Below are 17,793 nucleotides of genomic sequence, written 5' to 3' on the forward strand. Positions count from 1 at the left end.
GTCACAGCGGACGCGGAGCGTCCGGGGCGGCGTTCCCACGCAGAGCGTGGGAACGATCCTGATACAGATCTCAGATCCGCCAGAACGGCTTCAACCCTTCCTCCAGCGCCTGCTCGCGGGTCAGCCCGATGTCCTTGAGCTGTTCCGGTGTCAGGCGCAACAACGCCTTGCGCGTGTGCAGACGATGCCAGAACAGGTCCCAGCGACTCAGGCCGGACGGTGCGTTGCACATGCTCTCGTTGCGCGCATTGTCCTGTTGCCCTGCCTCCAGTTCCTGACTGTGTAACGTCAGCCGCACATCGCTCAAGCCGTTCATTTTCGTTGCTCCTGTTTACTTGGGTAGCCAGAGATTCCATGATGCGCGGGCGAGCAAAAGCATTACAGATTCAACACATCTGTATTATTTCCATACAGATTTGCTGTCTCTGCGACTGAATTGTCGATTTACGCCGCATCTGTACTGGTTTAACGAATCATCTGCATCGAGGCAGTGCCATGACGCTCTATGTGAATCTCGCCGAACTGCTCGGCACCCGCATCGAACAAGGCTTCTACCGTCCTGGTGATCGCCTGCCGTCGGTGCGCGCCTTGAGCGTCGAACACGGGGTCAGCCTGAGCACGGTGCAGCAGGCCTATCGGATGCTGGAAGACAGCGGCCTGGCCACGCCGAAACCCAAGTCCGGGTACTTCGTGCCGGTCGGTCGCGAGTTGCCGGAACTGCCGGCGGTCGGGCGCCCGGCGCAACGACCGGTGGAAATTTCCCAGTGGGATCAGGTGCTGGAACTGATTCGCGCGGTACCGCGCAAGGACGTTGTGCAGCTCGGTCGCGGCATGCCGGACATCTCGTCACCGACCATGAAACCGCTGCTGCGCGGACTGGCCCGTATCAGCCGCCGTCAGGACATGCCCGGTCTGTATTACGACAACATCCACGGCACTCTCGAATTGCGTGAACAGATTGCCCGGCTGATGCTCGATTCCGGCTGCCAGTTGAGCGCCAGCGATCTGGTGGTCACCACCGGTTGCCACGAAGCGCTGTCCACCAGCATTCACGCGATCTGCGAGCCCGGCGACATCGTCGCGGTGGACTCGCCGAGCTTTCACGGCGCGATGCAGACCCTCAAGGGGCTGGGCATGAAAGCCCTGGAAATCCCCACCGACCCGCTCACCGGTATCAGCCTCGAAGCGCTGGAACTGGCGCTGGAGCAATGGCCGATCAAGGTCATCCAGCTCACGCCCAACTGCAACAACCCGCTTGGCTACATCATGCCGGAGTCGCGCAAACGCGCCCTGCTCAACCTGGCCCAGCGCTTCGACGTGGCGATCATCGAAGACGATGTGTATGGCGAACTGGCCTACACCTACCCACGTCCGCGCACGATCAAATCCTTCGACGAAGACGGCCGCGTGCTGCTGTGCAGTTCGTTCTCCAAGACCCTGGCGCCGGGGCTGCGCATTGGCTGGGTCGCGCCCGGCCGCTATCTCGAGCGGGTGCTGCACATGAAATACATCAGCACTGGCTCCACGGCACCGCAACCGCAGATCGCCATCGCCGAATTTCTCAAGGCCGGGCACTTCGAACCGCATTTGCGGCGGATGCGCACGCAATACCAGCGCAATCGCGACGTGATGATCGATTGGGTGACGCGCTACTTCCCGGCCGGCACCCGCGCCAGCCGCCCGCAGGGCAGCTTCATGCTCTGGGTCGAACTGCCGGAAGGTTTCGATACGCTGAAACTGAATCGTGCGCTGCACGATCAGGGCGTACAGATTGCCGTCGGCAGCATCTTTTCCGCCTCGGGCAAATACCGCAATTGCCTGCGCATGAACTACGCGGCCAAACCCACAGCACTGATCGAAGAAGCGGTGCGCAAGGTTGGCGCGGCGGCGATCAAGCTGTTGGCCGAGGCCGATTAATCCACCATAAAGGCGCCCTGACCTTCAAACCGCACCGGATCGACGGGGCGGCTTGAGGCGTCATCGACCCGCGCATCCAGCTCCAGCTCCACTTCCAGCAGACTGCCCTGGATACCGGCGTCCGCCCGCCATGGAACAACGTGGATGCCCGGTCGCAGGAAATCACCTTCGACCGGTTGGCCGCTGTCCAGGCGCCAGTGCACCGCCGCACCGTCGACACGAGCAGCCACGATACGCAGTTGCAACGTGCCCGCCGCCCAACGGAAACGTTGCGGATCGGCGGGGGGCGCGACAAATGCCCAGCGCATCAAGCGCACGTCGGGACAGTGCACCCGCAAGTGCACGCTGCGCAGACCAAAGCCCGGGCCCCGGCCATCAAGCGCCGTGCGTTGCAGCAGGTCGGCGCGCGTTGCGCTACCCAGGTTCACGCTCGCGGGCGACAGACTCGACTGACACGTCTCGGCGCTGAACGCCTGTTGAAATACCAGACACGGCAACACGATCCAAACCGGCAGAAATTTCATCAGATGCACTCGTTCAGGACAGCTCGGCCGGCGCGCAGGTGGCATCGACCCGCTCGATGAGCGCGCTGTCTTCAGGGGATTCGGGAAGCGGGAAACGCAACACGCACCGCGTGTTGTCAGGGAGCTGCACATGCAGGCGCTGACCCGCTTTTGCGTCGGGCAGAAAAATCGTTCCGGCATCCTGGACCGTTGTCAGGTAGCGGCCCTGCTCATCGTGAACACTCAACCCCTTGGTCAGCCATTGCCGGTCGACGGTCATGGCGTTGAGCAACAATCGCCGGACGGTGACGAGGGAAAAGTCCAGATGCTGCACCGAACCACGGGCGGGCTGCACTTCCTTCACCCCGTCGAGCACTTCAACGTTGCGCGACAGGCTGAGCGGGTCGACTTCCAACCGTGCCGTCGACCAGGCCGGCAGGCTCGCCGCGACTGCGTGGCCCGAGCCATCGGTCCAGACCGGCCCTTGAGGCGTGTTCAGTTTCACGCCCGATCGATCACCGGCCTTGAGTACGCCGAAGGTGTCGCGCAGGGGATAAGGCGACAAGGTTACGCCCTCGCGATGCAGCACCACACCACCGCGCAGCCCCACGTCGTAATCGGTCGCGCCGGATCGCTGGCCGACACCAACGTCCAGGCTGGTGTAGCGCGGCAGCGTATTGAAGCGCACGCCGTAACTGGCCGCAGTCTCATCGCGGTACTCCGCGTTGGCGCTGTAGGCCAGGTTTTCCCCCAGCACTTCGCTGACGGCCACGCCCCGACGCAGGCCGGATCGATCATCACGGCGCAAATAGCCGCGCAGTCTTCGCTGGCCACCCAGCGCCATTCCCAGTGTCAGGTAAGCGGAATTGCCCAGGCGATCGGGCGCCGTATCGCCGATAGCACGTTCCAGGTTCAACGACAGGCTGATGCGCTCAGGCAATGTACGCGACCAGGACAGGCCAAGACGCGACTGCGACGGTTCACCCTGGGTCGAATATCGCGACCAGGTCCCCCCGAATGCACCCCATTGATCCACCGAACCGGTGAGAGAAAACACCAGGTGATCGCGACCGGGAGACTCAGCCCGGTGAAGCGCCTGATTCCAGCCGGTGTCTGACAGCGTGCGAAAATTCCGACTCTGGCGCACCGCAACCAGACTCGTCGACAGGTGCTCGGACAGCGGCGCACTAAGCGTCAGCTGCGTCTGGCTGCCTCCCGCGCCACTGGAGCGCTCATCGGACAGCACCTGCTTCACGCCCAGTGCGTAGCCGCCGGCCCATTGTCGTTGCAGGCCCCAGCCTGTCGACAGGTAGTCGGTTGCCGCGAGCACACCGGCGGTCAGACGGGTGGCCTGCCCCCAATCCCAATCCTTGCTGAACGCCGTGAAAGAAGGCGTCTGTCGGTCGTCCGAGCCCAGCCGTCGCACCGTGCCCAGCGCGAAGTTGAACCCGCTCGGCCCGGCCCATTGTGCTTCGTGGAGACTGGCCGCCGGCACGCGCAAGCGCCGCGCCTGCCCATCCTGTTCGTGGACGGTCACGTCCAGATCAATCCGGTTGCTCAGCAGCGGCAGCGCTCGCAGCGTGAACGGCCCACTCGGCACCATGGTGGTGTAGATCATCACGCCGTTCTGCCGGACTTCGATGCGTGCTTGCGAATACGCGACACCTTCCACCTGCCCCCGCGCGCCGTCCTGCGCCGTTCGCAACTGGGTGAATGCCGCTTCCGGCAGGATCTGCACACCGTTGAATGGTTCACCGGCAAACAAGGTCGACGCGAGATTCAATTGCCCGACCTGCAGGCTGACTTCGGCGTCTTCCAGGGTTCGCGCACCGTAGGTATACAGGTGCTCGAACCGCGAGTTGCCGGAGGTCGACGTGTAAGACTGCCGACTGCGCAATACCCAATCCCCGGCGTTCACGCCGACCTCTGAGCCCAAGCTTTGAAACCTGTCGTGTTGGCCTTCATGCTGACTGCCGACCATCAACGCGTCGTAGTTGAAAACGCCGGCCATTCCGCCATGAGCGAAGTTGTTGGGCGCACGTTCCGGCAGCATCAGACGGTCGGTCGGTACCAGCAGGTCAATCCGTTCGCGTCCCGGATCCAGATGCGCGACCGCTTCGGGAAATCCCTCCACCAACGTCGTGCACTGCTGCGGTCGCAACTTGGCCATTGAGGGTGGAGGGTGTACTCCGGCAGCGTTCAGCCATTGGGGTTGCAGGCACAATTCTCCGCGCTCGTTGAATGACACCCGCACACGGCCTCTGGCCTGTCCGTTGACCTCAAGCGCCACGGAATGCTCGCCTTGGGCGAAGCGCGGCGCCTCCCGAAAGTACGCCGCTAGCGCAGGGTCGATGCCGCGTTCCCTCAACACTTGAGCGTCGAACTCCAGTGACTCGGCCGCCTGCACGGTGCCGTTGACCGCCAGCAGCAACACGCCCCAACGAACGCAGACCTTCATCAGCGGGTTACCGGCGCGTCGTAATGGTCGACCGCAAAGCCGTAGGTGGTGGCCGGAAAAATCCTCACTGCCATCGTCTGAGCCGAGGCGTGCAAGGGGAAATCAACGTGCAGTCGCTCGCCGGGCAAGATGTAGGTCTTCGGCAGGTTAACCGAGCGGGTGCCCGGCAGAGGAACAATGGTTTTCGCCAGCCGAACCACATAGGGGCTCGGATTGACGACCTGCACACCAGCGGCATCTATTGACCAGGTCAGCCGTTTCCAGGGCTCGCGCTCCACCGGCAATCCGGCAGGGCGCAGAATCACCGGCAGGTTCTGACGGACACCGAGAGTGACCCGCGCTCCGGCGGCGTCACTGGCCGGCTGGATCCCCTCGAAGATCAACCGCTTCAGGCGTTCAGTCTTCAACGGTTGCTGACTTTGCAGAATGAATCGCACTTGCTGAATGCCGTCCGGTTCGACACGAGCGATGGGCGGGGTAAAGACCAGCAGTACATCGTCGCTGTCCTCGATATTCTCGACGGTGGTGTGCAGCAATGCGGGGCGCGTATCGGTATTGCGCACATTCATTACCGCTTCACCCATACCTTCCTCCACCAACAGCACCGGCGTCTGCGGAACCATTCCGGCGGCGTGGGCCAGCGGCACTGAAAGCCATGCGAACAGGCACAGCGCTGCAGTCTTGAGAGCAGACTTGAAAGAAATGAGCATCGGGATAATCCGTGGAATGCTGGATGCGGCCCGGCAAATGCCGGACCGCGCTCGCGTGTGCCAGCCGGTCCCGGTGCCTGAGAGACACCGGGACGCTGTCATCAGAGGTAGAACATGTCGAACGTCACGGAGCCGTCCAGCGGGATTTCGTTGGCAATCGGCAGGGCGTTGCTTGGGCCGATGATCGGCAGCAGGTGCATCGGGAAACCGTGATGACGAGCCGCAACCGGACCGGCCGCGGCATTGTCGCCCCACGAGTACAGTTGCGGCGCATTGCTGACCAGTGTGCTGGTCGGCACACGCCATGCCGGGGCCGCCAGCGTCCGGGTCAGCAGCGTCTGGGCATTGCCGTCGGTCTCCGGAATGCCATGGCGCAAGGCGAAACCACCAATAGGCGTACCGTTGATTTCGCCCAGCCCGAAAAACAGTGCCGGATCACTCTGACCGGCACCATCACTGATGCCGGGCAATTTGGTGCCGGCCCGGTTGTCACGCACCGACACTTCCACGGGGGCCGGTGCATCGCAATTGATGTGCAGGGACACATCGCGACCGGCCAACAGGGTCTGAGTGGTCGGATTCAACGTCGCCGCCGAAATCTTGCGCAGATCCACCGTGCCGCCACCGGCAAAGGCCGGAATGCAGGAGGTCGGAATAATGGTACCGATGACATTCAGGTCAACGCTTTCTGCCATTGCCCATGCTGGCAGCAACGCTGCAGCCAGTACCGCAAGACGGGATGTCTTTTTCATAAGCCGTAATCTTCCATTAAATGACTGTCCACTCCCTACAAACCTGGTATGTAAGTAAGCGGGCTGATGATTGCGGCTTATGAGAGATAAATCTGTAGGAAACGGGAGCGCTTAAACAGCGAAATCACGACTGGTTTAATAGGTAATTTGAGCTTGGTGGCGGGATCCTACGCTGCCGTGGTCGGATGCTTTGAACCGCCCTGTCTCCGGGGTCCGAGATTCAGTACGCCTGAAAGCGCAGATCGATCCCGAACCGGGTCAGATCGGCAACCCGGGTCTGCGCTGACCCTACCCGTCCTTCAAGTTCCACTTCGACGTCCATGCGCTGACCTTCCAGTGCAACGCCCGCCCGCGCGGGAATCAGGCTTTGCCCGGCGGGCCAGACAGCCGCACCGGATGCCGCACCCGGTTCAAAACCAAGCCACTGCACAGCCTTGCCATCCACCCGGACAGCCACCACTTGAACCCTCAACACCCCGGCGCTAAAACGATAGTCGACGGCGTCCGCTGCTGGCGCGACCAGGTCGAGTCGCAACGGTCCTGTCCGCTCACACTGAACGGTGATCTGCACCCGGCGGCGCCCGAAACTCAACTGGTCATTCTCTATGGGCTGTTGCAGCAACTGACCGCGCGTCATCGCTCCAAAATCGACGGAAGGCTGCCCCAGCCTGACTGCACAGTCCGACTGCGCCTGTGCCTGATCGGCAATAAATGCGGTACTGAGCAATGCCAGACCGATCATGCCGGTTTTCAAATGCTGCATGGTGACTGACTCCTTAAACCGCTTGGCAGGTGGCTTGTGCCGTTTCGTACAGCGACTGCGTGTCGGGTTGTTCGTCGATGCTGTAGATCAACCGGCAGCGACTGCCATCGGGCAGCACCACATGCAAAATCGTGTCGGGCAGGACATCGGGCAAAAAGATCGTGCCGGCTTCCAGCACGTTAGTGATGTACTGTCCCTGCGCGTCGAAAACCGCTCCACCCTTGCTCAGAAGCACGTTGTCGGCGGTGCGCGCCTGTAACAGCAGGCGCCGCGCAGTGACCATCTCGAATGCAAGGTGCGCTACCGCACCACGCCCGGCTTCGACTTCCTGGTAAGCGTTGTGCACATCGACATTGCGCCCCAGGCTGGCCGTGTCGAGTTCGACCCGTCCCTTGCTGTACGCCGGCAGACTCGCCGCCACGGCGTGCCCGGCATAATCGGTCCAGACCGGGCCGCGCGGGGTGTTGAGCTTGACTCCCGCACTGTCGCCGGCCTTGAGCAAGGCGAAGGTTTCGCGCAGCGGATAAGGCGACAGGGTCACGCCTTCACCATGCAGTAACGCACCGCCGCGCAGACCGATGTCATAGTTCTGGTTACCGGCTCCGCTGCGCGAATAGCCCATGTCCATCTGACTGTAGCGGGGCAACAGATTGACCCGCCCGTTGAATCCGGCGCCACCTTCATCCGGTCGCTCGGCGCCGATGCTGTAAGCCAGGGTGTCGCTCAGTTGTTCATTGAATCGCAGGCCGCTGCGAGTGCCGCCCGCGTCGTCGTTGCGCACATAGCTGCGCAACGTCTGCCGGACACCTAACGGCAGACTGACACTCAGATAGGCTGCCGTACCGCGAGCATCGTTCGAATCCCCCGCGACATCGCGCTCAACCGTAAATGTCACACTGGCTCGCCGAATGCTCTGCGACCAGGCCAGGGCGACTCTTGAAGTGGCCGTCCCGTCAAACAGGGAGAACCGCGAATAGCTGGCGGAAAAACCACCGAACAGCGGGCTGCTGGTGCTGAGATTCGCCGTCAGTTGATTGCGCATTCGCTGAAACGGCTGATCATTGTGCGAGTCCCAGGTGGTATCCGAGAGTGTGCGAAACCCCTGAGTCTGCCGGGTCAGCGCAACACTCGCCGACAGCCTTTCACTCAGAGGACCGCTGGCCGTCCATTGCAACTGAGTGCCGGATGCAGCCTGATCCTGCGCCCGGGAAACCAACTGCCGGCCCCCCAGTACCAGTCGATTGCCGACGCTGCCCTGCATCGCCCAGCCCACCGACTCATAACCTGTACCGAGCATGGCGCCGGCCGTGACCTGCCCACGCTGGCCCAGCCGCCAGTCCTTGCTGGCAGCCGCGAAGGACGGCGCATCACGATCATCATCGGCATAGCGTCGCACTTGGCCGACCGCCAGCCCATAACCGGCCGCCCGCCCCGTCATTGCGCCTCGCAACTGCGTCGCCGGCACAATGAAGCGCCGCTGCTGCCCGTCCTCTTCATGCACCGTCACTTCCAGATCCACGCTCTGACTGAGCAACGGCAAACCGACCAGGGTGAACGGGCCGCCGGGCACCACCGTGGTGTAGATCAGCGCACCGTTCTGCGTAACTTCGATTCGGGCGACGGAATAGGCAATCCCTTCTACCCGCGCACCGGAGCTGTCATCGTCCAGCGCCATCAGGGCCAGTTCCGGCTGCACCTGAAAGCCGTTGAAGGCCTCGCCGGAAAACAACGGGGAAGCCATGTTCAACTGACCCAATTGCAGGTTGACCCGATAGCGCTCCGAGGTGTGCGAGGCATAGGCATACAGGTGCTCGAGGCGATCCTGACCGGCGAAATCGCTGTACACCTGACGACTGCGAAACGACCAATCCGCAGCATTCAGCCCAAGCTCGGTATTCAGATTGCGGAACTGCGAGGACTGGCCGGCGAACCGACTGCCAAGCAGCAAGGCGTCGTAGTTGAACAGGCCTGCCGCGCCCCCGTTGAGGAAACTGCGGCGAACCGGGCGATCTGGCATCAGCGCATCGGTGGGCACCAGCAGTGCGACATGCCCCTGCGAGGGATCGGTTTGCACTACCGCGTCAGGAACGTACTGACCGAACGGCACACATCCCGGTCCACCCGCCGACTCGATTCGAGTGGTGGCTCTGATGCCGCCCCTTTCCAGCAGTGACGGCGTGAAACACAATTCGCCTTCGGCATCGAATACGACCTGCACCCGCCCCTTGGGAACGCCGTTGACCGACAGGGTTACCGCCTGCTCGCCCTCGCGAAAGCGCGGCGCCTGGCTGAAGTACTCGGCCAGACGCGGGTCCAACCCGCGGGATTTCAGGACATCCTGATTGAACTGCACGGATACACGCTCGGTGCTTCTGGCGATCGGAGCGGCACTCAGAATGATCATCAGCGCCGCGCCGGCCAGACAATGTCGCTGCATCAATCCGCCACCAACGGAGCGTCGAAATGCGCAATGGCGAAACCGTACGTAGTGACTGGAAACAGTCGCACCTGGAGCTGTGAACGGCTCGATTCAGCCGTCCCGCTCAGGGTCAGCTGCTCGCCAGGCAACACATAGGTACGCCCCAGATCCATCTCTTTGCCACCAGGCAACAACATCACCGAATGACCCAGCCGCACCACATACGGGCTTGGATTGCGGACCTTTATCTCGGAGCCTTGTCGTAGCCAGACCAAATGCTTCCAGGGCTCACGGTCGATCGGCAATTTCGCCGGACGCAGGATCGCCGGGATGTTCTGGCGCACGCTCAGGTTGACCTGCGCCTTGCCCGTCGCATCCTGCGGCGCGATGCCTTCGAACACCACCCGCTTGAGACGCTCGGTCTTCAGCGGTGCGGCGCTGCGCAAAATGAATCGCACGCGCTGTGTGGCCCCGGGCTCGACCCGGGCGACCGGCGGCGTCAGAAGAAGCAAGGGTTCGGTGTCTTGCGGCACGTCCTCGACAGAGGTGTGCAACAGCGCCGGATGGGGCTCGCTGTTGAACACATTGATCCCCGCCTCGCCCAGTCCTTCGTCGAGCACCAATACCGGCGTTTCGGGAACCATCCCCGCCGCCCGGAGCTGGCCGGGCTCCGATAAAACCACCAACAGCACACTCATGATGGCGCTGCGCATGAAGCCGTTCATGTCGTTGTCCACAGACAAGCGCGCAGCCGGCAGCACCGCCAGGCCACGAGCCAGCCGATCAGGTTGATAGGAAATGACAGGCCACACAAAGGCCGAGCCTGTCGGCAGTCACTGCAAAACCCTGTTGCGCCTCAAACCCGGCACAACCACCCGCATTCCCTCAGAGGTAAAGCAACTCGAACGTAGCCGACCCGTTGAGTGCGAACTCGGAGGTGATCGGCAGGCTCGACGACGGGCCGATGACGGGAACCAGGGTCATGGGGAACGTGTGGACAATGCCCGGCGTCGGACCTGCCGCCAGCGAAGCACCCCACGAGTACCGAAGGTTGCCGCCTTCGGCGTTTTTCCCGACCAGCGTTGCCGTTTCGGGAGAGTCCCAGTTGGCCATGTCGCCCTGCTTGTACATGACCATCGACGGCTGACCGTCGACGGTGGGTGTGCCGAACCGCAGGCCGTAGCCACCGATCTTCGCCCCGGCCACTTCACCGATCCCGTAAATGTACATGGCCCAGTCGTAGCCATCGATGACAATCCCGGGCCGCTGCGTATGAGACTGATTGTCATGCACTTTGATCGCCATGGGGGCGGCTGCGGAGCAACTGACGCTCAGCGTGATGTTGCGGTTCTGCAGTTCGGTCTGGCGATCCCGGTTCAGCGAACCGGCGGAAATGTCTCCCAGATCAACGGTATTGCCGCCGGCGAAGGCCGGTGTACAGGAGGTCGGAACAATGGTGCCCGTGATCGTCAGATCCGCGCTGTCGGCCATGACCCAGGCCGGTGACAGAGCGCTTGCGACAGCAATTGCACGAAAGGTCTTGCGCATGAAAATTCTCACTCCATAAGAATCGAAAGATGACAGCCAGCTGCGCTTCTTCTGCTGTAAAACAGGAAACTTCCTGCCTCAAAATCAGCGTTGTCATTATTCCAATTGTTTCCCGGCAGCGATGTAAGGCGACGGCGCGATTCGCACGGGAAAAATCGCTGCAAGGCGTAGCTGATGTGAGCCGGAAAAATCGTCAATTCGTTTAAGAACTCTCGCTTGCCCGACAGTCATAAGCTACAAGCCGCTCTGGTCCAGGGCTCGGATTGACTGACCGTCGAACGGATAACACGCTGCGTACGCCGTGCCATACTCCTGACCTCGCCCACACCCGGAACGATCCGACTTGAGCTCAAGACATTCCCTGCCATTTGCACTGATGTTCGTCCTGCTGCTCGCCGGGTGCGCCTCACTGGATGTTCCACGAGAACCCAGCCAGACCCTGCCAGCCAACGGATCGGCATTCGGCCGTTCCATCCAGGCCCAGGCGGCGCCCTACAAGGGCCAGTCCGGTTTTCGCCTGCTGTCCAACAGCACTGAAGCCTTTACCGCCCGCGCCGAGCTGATCCGCAACGCCCAAAGCAGTCTCGACTTGCAGTACTACATCGTCCATGACGGCATCAGCACCCGAATGCTGGTGGAAGAATTGTTGAAGGCCGCCGACCGTGGCGTGCGGGTGCGGATCCTGCTGGACGACACCACCAGCGACGGTCTCGACCTCATCATCGCCACACTGGCGGCGCATCCGCAGATCCAGATCCGTCTGTTCAATCCGCTGCACCTGGGGCGCAGCACCGGCGTGACCCGTGCGGCCGGGCGGCTGTTCAACCTGTCGCTGCAACATCGGCGCATGCACAACAAGTTGTGGCTGGCGGACAACAGTGTGGCCATCGTCGGCGGGCGCAATCTGGGCGATGAATACTTCGATGCCGAGCCCAACCTGAACTTCACCGACATCGACATGCTCAGTGTCGGGCCGGTCGCCGAACAGCTCGGGCACAGTTTCGACCAGTACTGGAACAGTGCCCTGAGCAAGCCGATCGACGAATTCCTCTCCAGCAAACCCACGGCCAAAGACCTGCAGAACACCCGCACGCGCCTGGAAGAATCCCTGGAAGAGACCCGCAAACAGAATCACGCGCTGTATCAGCAGTTGATGACTTACCGCACCGCTCCGCGCATGGACGTCTGGCGCCGGGAGCTGATCTGGGCCTGGAATCAGGCGTTGTGGGATGCGCCGAGCAAGGTGCTGGCCAAGGGCGAGCCCGATTCGCAGCTGCTGCTGACCACACAACTGGCGCCGGAGCTCACCGGTGTCAGCAAAGAACTGGTGATGATTTCTGCCTATTTCGTGCCGGGACAACCGGGGCTGGTCTACCTGACCGGCCGCGCCGATGCGGGCGTGTCGGTAAGCCTGCTGACCAACTCGCTGGAAGCCACCGATGTGCCGGCGGTGCACGGCGGTTATGCGCCGTATCGCAAGGCGTTGCTGGAACATGGCGTGAAGCTGTTTGAGCTGCGGCGCCAGCCTGGGGATAACGACGGCAGCGGCCCGCACCTGTTTTACAGCAAGTCCTATCGCGGCTCGGATTCGAGCCTGCACAGCAAGGCGATGATCTTCGACGGCAAAAAATCGTTCATCGGCTCGTTCAATTTCGACCCGCGCTCGGTGCTGTGGAACACCGAAGTCGGCGTGTTGGTGGACAGCCCCGAACTGGCGGCTCACGTGCGCGAACTGGCCTTGCAGGGCATGGCGCCAGCACTGAGCTACGAAGCGAAACTGCAGGACGGAAAAGTGGTGTGGGTCACCGAGGACAATGGCCAGATGCACACGCTGACCAAGGAGCCCGGCAACTGGTGGCGGCGCTTCAATGCGTGGTTCAGCACCACCGTGGGACTGGAGCGGATGCTGTAGCAACCCGCTCCAGCCGCCTCATCAAGCGGGCTCCGGCACCTTGCCGAACGCCCCTTGCCGCGACAGCAGAATCACCAGCCCGAACGCGCCGGCCGCCATCAGCCACGGCAACGCATGTCCACTGATCCACTGGCTGCCCGCGCCCGCCATCAACGGCCCGATCAGACAACCGACACCCCACAGCTGCGCGACATGCGCATTGGCGCGCACCAGCGCATCGTCGCGGTAACGCTCGCCGATCAGAATCAGCGAAAGCGTGAACAGACCACCGGCACTGGCGCCGAACAGCACCCACAGCGGCCAGATCAGCAGGGTGTCGAGCAGCATCGGGATCGCCAGGCTCGACAGCATCAGCACCACGGCGCAGCCGGTGAACAGGGTCCGTCGCGACAGGTAGTCGGCCAATGCACCGATGGGCAATTGCAGCAGCGCATCGCCCACCACCACGGTGCTGACCATCGCCAGCGCAATCTCTGCGGTGAACCCCTGTTGCAGGCAATACACCGGCAACAGCGTCAGGATCATCGCTTCGAATGCGGCGAACAAAGACACCGCCCAGGCGATGGCCGGCAGTTCGCGAGCGAAGCCCCACAGATCGCCGAAGGTCACGCTGCTGGCCTCGCTGCTCGGCGCACCGCTGCGGCCCAGCAGCAGAAGCGGCGATACGATCAACAGGCCAACACCGACCCAGAAACCATAATCGTGATCAGTGCCCAGCGCGCCCAACAGCAACGGACCGGACAGTTGGCTCAACGCGTAACTACTGCCGTACAGCGCCACCAGTCGTCCACGCCACTGCTCGACCACCAGCTGATTGATCCAGCTCTCGCCAAGGATGAAGACGATGGTCAGAGCCACGCCGATCATCAGCCGCAACACCAGCCAGATCGGGTAACTCGGCAGCAGCGCCAGCAGGCCGATGGACAGCGCCCCGGCCCACAGGCACAGGCGCATCAGGTTAGCCGTGCCGAAGCGCGCGGCCAGATGACTGGAAACCTTCGCCCCCAGCAACACGCCAATGGCCGGCATCGCCGCCATCACGCCGATGGCGAACGAGCCGTAACCCCAGCCCTCCAGGCGCAACGACACCAGCGGCATGCTGACACCAAGGGCCAGGCCAACACTCAAGACAGACGCCAACACGGCGAAATACGTCGCCCAACGCATGGTCCACGCTCCTGTGGATAATTTTTATTCACACAAAACCAATGTGGGAGCGAGCCTGCTCGCGATAGCGGTGTCACATTCAACATTGATGTCGACTGTCACACCGCTATCGCGAGCAGGCTCGCTCCCACAGGGATCTCTGTTCGATTCGGGAGCCTGATTCACTCAGGCTCCCGTCAACGGTTTACAGCTTGATCCAGGTCGCCTTCAGCTCGGTGTATTTGTCGAACGCGTGCAGCGACTTGTCGCGGCCGTTGCCCGACTGCTTGAAGCCGCCAAACGGTGCGGTCATGTCGCCGCCATCGTACTGATTGACCCACACGCTGCCGGCCCGCAGTGCCTTGGCGGTCAGGTGCGCCTTGGAAATGTCCCGAGTCCAGACTGCCGCCGCCAGGCCGTAAGGCGTGTCGTTGGCGATGCTGATCGCTTCCTCGGCGGTATCGAAGGCGATAACCGACAGCACCGGGCCGAAGATCTCTTCCTGGGCAATCTTCATCGCGTTGCTCACGCCGTCGAAAATCGTCGGCTCGACGTAAGTACCACCGGTTTCCTGAAGAATGCGCTTGCCGCCGGCCACCAGTTTGGCGCCATCGGTGTGGCCCGACTCGATGTAGGACAGCACGGTATTCATCTGCTGGGTGTCGACCAGCGCGCCAACGTTGGTGGCCGGATCCAGCGGGTTGCCCGGTTTCCAGGTTTTCAGCGCCTCGATCACCATCGGCAGGAATTTGTCCTTGATCGAACGCTCGACCAGCAGACGGGAACCTGCGGTGCAGACTTCGCCCTGGTTGAAGGCGATGGCGCTGGCGGCGGATTCGGCAGCGGCTTGCAGATCCGGCGCATCGGCAAACACGATGTTCGGGCTCTTGCCGCCGGCTTCCAGCCAGACGCGCTTCATGTTCGATTCGCCGGAGTAGATCATCAGCTGCTTGGCGATCTTGGTCGAACCGGTGAACACCAGGGTATCGACGTCGTTATGCAGCGCGAGCGCCTTGCCGACGGTGTGACCGTAACCCGGCAGCACGTTCAGCACGCCCTTCGGAATGCCGGCCTCGACTGCCAGTTCGGCGATGCGGATGGCGGTCAGCGGGGATTTTTCCGACGGTTTGAGGATCACCGAGTTACCGGTCGACAACGCCGGCCCGAGTTTCCAGCAGGCCATCATCAGCGGGAAGTTCCACGGCACGATGGCCCCGACCACGCCCACTGGTTCGCGGGTTACCAGACCCAGTTGGTCGTGCGGGGTGGCGGCAACTTCGTCGTAGATCTTGTCGATCGCCTCACCGCTCCAGCTCAGCGCTTGCGCGGCACCCGGCACGTCGATGTACAGCGAATCGCTGATCGGTTTGCCCATGTCGAGGGTTTCGAGCAGGGCCAGTTCTTCGGCGTGCTGCTTGAGCAGGCCGGCGAAACGGATCATGGTGGCTTTGCGTTTGGTCGGCGCCAGGCGCGACCAGACGCCGGAGTTGAACGTGGCGCGGGCGTTTTCCACGGCGCGGTGGGCGTCTTCGGCATCACAGCTGGCAATCTTGCCCAGCAGACGGCCATCGACCGGGCTGATGCACTCGAAGGTCTCGCCGGAGACGGCATCGGTGTACTCGCCATTGAGGAAGGCGCGGCCTTCGATCTTCAGGTCGCGGGCGCGTTGTTCCCAGTCGGCACGAGTCAGGGTGGTCATTCGAGTGTCCTCCTCTTGTTCAATACGAGCGCCGCGATCGTCGCGGTCGTTCTCGGGGATACTGCCCGGCCAGCCTGCTTTTCGGCCCGAGGCATCCGCCACCCTAAACCAGCGGCCGGGGTTGTTTCAATATATTTGACATAAGGCGGTTATAGCGCCTTGCGGCGTTCAATTTAATCAACATAGACTTTGGCCCTTTCAAGCCACCGCGCCGTCATCACGGGAGAAAACAACAATGAACATCCAGAACGTCGTCGACATCAGCCTGACCACAACCGAAGCCGAACGCTATCGCCCGGACCCGGCCAAAGTGCTCAAGGGCGATCCCGAGCAGTTGGTGTTCAATCAGTACGACAGCCCTTGCGGGCAAATGGGTGTCGGCGTGTGGGAAGGTGCGGTCGGGCAGTGGACGGTGAATTACACCGAGCACGAATACTGCGAAATCCTGCAGGGCGTTTCGGTATTGCGTGACAACGATGGGAACGCCAAGACTCTGCGTGTCGGCGACCGCTTCGTGATTCCGGCCGGTTTCCGTGGCACCTGGGAAGTGCTGGAGGCTTGTCGCAAGGTCTATGTGATCTTCGAAGCAAAAAAATAACTAAGTAGTGCATGACCAGGCGTTGAGGGATTGAAAATCGGGTCGTCCATAAGGACGTCTCAATCATGCATAAGGAGATGCAGCGTGATCCACATTGAAATCTTCAACAAAATTCACCACTTGATCGGCACGCCGTACGTGGAGTCGGTAGAAGTCTACATCGCCGAGCTGACCGGCTTTCGTGTCGAAAAGCAAAGGTTAGTAGACAATGCCATGAAGAAGTATCAGCTCGTGCAAATCGTCACTCGTGACGACAAGATCGTGTGGTTTGAAATCTTCAAATGATGATCAGAGGTTGAAGCCCCCCCCTGCAACAAGGCCTGCACAGCAATGTGGGGGCCTTGTTGCACATAAATATATACCGCACCGGGCACCTGCCCAGACGGAGTACTGAATGGCCCGGACGGACTCGACATTCAATCAAAAGGATTAAAGAACATGACCAATGAACAGGTCCTGCAACAAATTCGACATTTGGCAGGCAGCCGCTATGTAGTGAGCGTCAAACGTTACATCACCGAGTTGACCGGCCGCATGCAAGTGATTGGCCCCAGGGATCTGATGAGTCGCGAGTTGAATCCTGAGCGTATAGTCATCAGGGTCAATAAGGCAGGCAATATCGAATCATTCAGCTTTGGCTAAACGGCTGGCAAATCTATATTCGAAGGCACAAAAAAGGCCCGTATCGTGAGATACGGGCCTTTTTCGTAAGTCGGGAAAAATCAATTACTTGATTTTGCCTTCCTTGTAGATCACGTGCTTGCGAACAACCGGATCATATTTCTTGATCTCGATTTTGTCCGGAGTAGTGCGCTTGTTCTTGTCGGTAGTGTAGAAGTGACCAGTACCGGCGCTCGAAATCAAACGAATCAATTCACGCATGATTAGCTCCCTTAGATCTTGCCAGCTTTGCGGAGTTCGGCCAGCACGACAGTGATGCCACGCTTGTCGATGATACGCATGCCTTTGGCAGATACGCGCAGACGCACGAAACGTTTCTCTTCTTCAACCCAGAAGCGGTGATGCTGCAGGTTCGGCAGGAAACGACGACGGGTTTTGTTGTTTGCGTGGGAAATGTTGTTCCCAGTCACCGGACCCTTACCGGTAACTTGACATACTCTAGACATGCCTCAGCCCTCTAAAACCACATGCCCAACCCGGCATGGGTTGGCCGCTTAATCTCTAGTCATTGTGGCGCCAGGCGCCGCGATTCTTTAGAGGTCTTACCGGCTACACCTACAAGCGAAGGAACCGGGCCCCTAGAAAAGAGCGCTGCTTTATACCAGAAAGACCACGGAGCAACAACTTTCCGTGCGCAAAGAATGGCTAAAAAGCCGCTTTTCCCGGCCGCAAGCGCCTTGGGCAAAG

General features: G+C 61.2%; 18 protein-coding genes. 5 read left to right on the forward strand and 13 right to left on the reverse strand.

Annotated features, from left to right (window positions below; genetic code table 11):
* Positions 1 to 70 precede the first annotated feature (70 nt).
* Entirely contained in the window at positions 71 to 316 is a 246-nt protein-coding gene (locus tag ACM6JM_RS20615; protein ID WP_039765237.1) for a DUF1127 domain-containing protein, read from the reverse strand.
* A gap of 179 nt (positions 317 to 495) precedes the next feature.
* Between ACM6JM_RS20615 and ACM6JM_RS20620 the strand changes: the two genes are divergently transcribed.
* Entirely contained in the window at positions 496 to 1,917 is a 1,422-nt protein-coding gene (locus ACM6JM_RS20620) for a PLP-dependent aminotransferase family protein (RefSeq protein WP_039765236.1), read from the forward strand.
* Here ACM6JM_RS20620 and ACM6JM_RS20625 read toward each other — a convergent pair.
* From ACM6JM_RS20625 to ACM6JM_RS20660, 8 genes are all read right to left on the reverse strand, one after another.
* Entirely contained in the window at positions 1,914 to 2,441 is a 528-nt protein-coding gene (locus tag ACM6JM_RS20625) for a hypothetical protein (RefSeq protein ID WP_039765235.1), read from the reverse strand. The two genes, ACM6JM_RS20620 and ACM6JM_RS20625, sit on opposite strands and share 4 nt — an antisense overlap.
* A 13-nt stretch (positions 2,442 to 2,454) precedes the next feature.
* Positions 2,455 to 4,878, reverse strand: coding sequence for a fimbria/pilus outer membrane usher protein (locus ACM6JM_RS20630; protein ID WP_414882422.1), 2,424 nt, complete (start codon positions 4,876 to 4,878; stop codon positions 2,455 to 2,457).
* Positions 4,878 to 5,588 (reverse strand): fimbria/pilus chaperone family protein, encoded by a 711-nt coding sequence (locus ACM6JM_RS20635; RefSeq protein WP_414882423.1) that lies wholly within the window; start codon positions 5,586 to 5,588, stop codon positions 4,878 to 4,880. Before ACM6JM_RS20635 ends, ACM6JM_RS20630 begins: the two co-directional genes overlap by 1 nt.
* Before the next feature lie 101 nt (positions 5,589 to 5,689).
* Positions 5,690 to 6,340, reverse strand: a complete 651-nt coding sequence (locus tag ACM6JM_RS20640) for a DUF1120 domain-containing protein (protein ID WP_039765232.1) — start codon at positions 6,338 to 6,340, stop codon at positions 5,690 to 5,692.
* A gap of 220 nt (positions 6,341 to 6,560) precedes the next feature.
* On the reverse strand, positions 6,561 to 7,103 hold the full coding sequence (locus ACM6JM_RS20645) for a hypothetical protein (protein ID WP_039765231.1): 543 nt from the start codon (positions 7,101 to 7,103) through the stop codon (positions 6,561 to 6,563).
* Between the two features lie 13 nt (positions 7,104 to 7,116).
* Positions 7,117 to 9,540: a fimbria/pilus outer membrane usher protein gene (locus ACM6JM_RS20650; RefSeq protein WP_414882424.1), complete on the reverse strand. Its 2,424-nt coding sequence runs from the start codon at positions 9,538 to 9,540 to the stop codon at positions 7,117 to 7,119.
* A complete protein-coding gene (locus ACM6JM_RS20655) occupies positions 9,540 to 10,247 on the reverse strand; it encodes a fimbria/pilus chaperone family protein (protein WP_414882425.1) in 708 nt (235 codons plus the stop codon). The genes ACM6JM_RS20650 and ACM6JM_RS20655 overlap by 1 nt, the downstream gene beginning before the upstream one ends.
* A gap of 160 nt (positions 10,248 to 10,407) precedes the next feature.
* A complete protein-coding gene (locus ACM6JM_RS20660) occupies positions 10,408 to 11,070 on the reverse strand; it encodes a DUF1120 domain-containing protein (protein WP_039765227.1) in 663 nt (220 codons plus the stop codon).
* Between the two features lie 376 nt (positions 11,071 to 11,446).
* On the opposite strand from ACM6JM_RS20660, the gene ACM6JM_RS20665 reads away from it, so the two are divergent.
* Positions 11,447 to 12,982, forward strand: a complete 1,536-nt coding sequence (locus ACM6JM_RS20665) for a phospholipase D family protein (RefSeq protein ID WP_092163873.1) — start codon at positions 11,447 to 11,449, stop codon at positions 12,980 to 12,982.
* Positions 12,983 to 13,003: 21 nt separating this feature from the next.
* On the opposite strand, the gene ACM6JM_RS20670 is transcribed toward ACM6JM_RS20665, so the two are convergent.
* Positions 13,004 to 14,149, reverse strand: a complete 1,146-nt coding sequence (locus tag ACM6JM_RS20670) for an MFS transporter (protein ID WP_414882426.1) — start codon at positions 14,147 to 14,149, stop codon at positions 13,004 to 13,006.
* Between the two features lie 184 nt (positions 14,150 to 14,333).
* Positions 14,334 to 15,827, reverse strand: coding sequence for an aldehyde dehydrogenase (locus tag ACM6JM_RS20675; RefSeq protein ID WP_414882427.1), 1,494 nt, complete (start codon positions 15,825 to 15,827; stop codon positions 14,334 to 14,336).
* A gap of 235 nt (positions 15,828 to 16,062) precedes the next feature.
* On the opposite strand from ACM6JM_RS20675, the gene ACM6JM_RS20680 reads away from it, so the two are divergent.
* From ACM6JM_RS20680 to ACM6JM_RS20690, 3 genes are all read left to right on the forward strand, one after another.
* Positions 16,063 to 16,425, forward strand: coding sequence for a cupin domain-containing protein (locus ACM6JM_RS20680; RefSeq protein ID WP_414882428.1), 363 nt, complete (start codon positions 16,063 to 16,065; stop codon positions 16,423 to 16,425).
* An 84-nt stretch (positions 16,426 to 16,509) separates the two neighbouring features.
* Entirely contained in the window at positions 16,510 to 16,710 is a 201-nt protein-coding gene (locus ACM6JM_RS20685; protein WP_039765219.1) for a hypothetical protein, read from the forward strand.
* 153 nt (positions 16,711 to 16,863) lie between these two features.
* Positions 16,864 to 17,067 (forward strand): I78 family peptidase inhibitor, encoded by a 204-nt coding sequence (locus ACM6JM_RS20690; protein ID WP_039765218.1) that lies wholly within the window; start codon positions 16,864 to 16,866, stop codon positions 17,065 to 17,067.
* Between the two features lie 84 nt (positions 17,068 to 17,151).
* Here the strand turns inward: ACM6JM_RS20690 and rpmG are convergent, their stop codons facing one another.
* Both rpmG and rpmB read right to left on the reverse strand, forming a co-directional pair.
* Entirely contained in the window at positions 17,152 to 17,307 is a 156-nt protein-coding gene (gene rpmG / locus ACM6JM_RS20695) for a 50S ribosomal protein L33 (RefSeq protein ID WP_003177274.1), read from the reverse strand.
* Positions 17,308 to 17,318: 11 nt separating this feature from the next.
* Positions 17,319 to 17,552: a 50S ribosomal protein L28 gene (gene rpmB, locus ACM6JM_RS20700; RefSeq protein WP_039765213.1), complete on the reverse strand. Its 234-nt coding sequence runs from the start codon at positions 17,550 to 17,552 to the stop codon at positions 17,319 to 17,321.
* Positions 17,553 to 17,793 lie beyond the last annotated feature (241 nt).

Source organism: Pseudomonas sp. IT-P2, assembly GCF_949767575.1.
GTDB classification, from domain to species: domain Bacteria; phylum Pseudomonadota; class Gammaproteobacteria; order Pseudomonadales; family Pseudomonadaceae; genus Aquipseudomonas; species Aquipseudomonas pharyngis.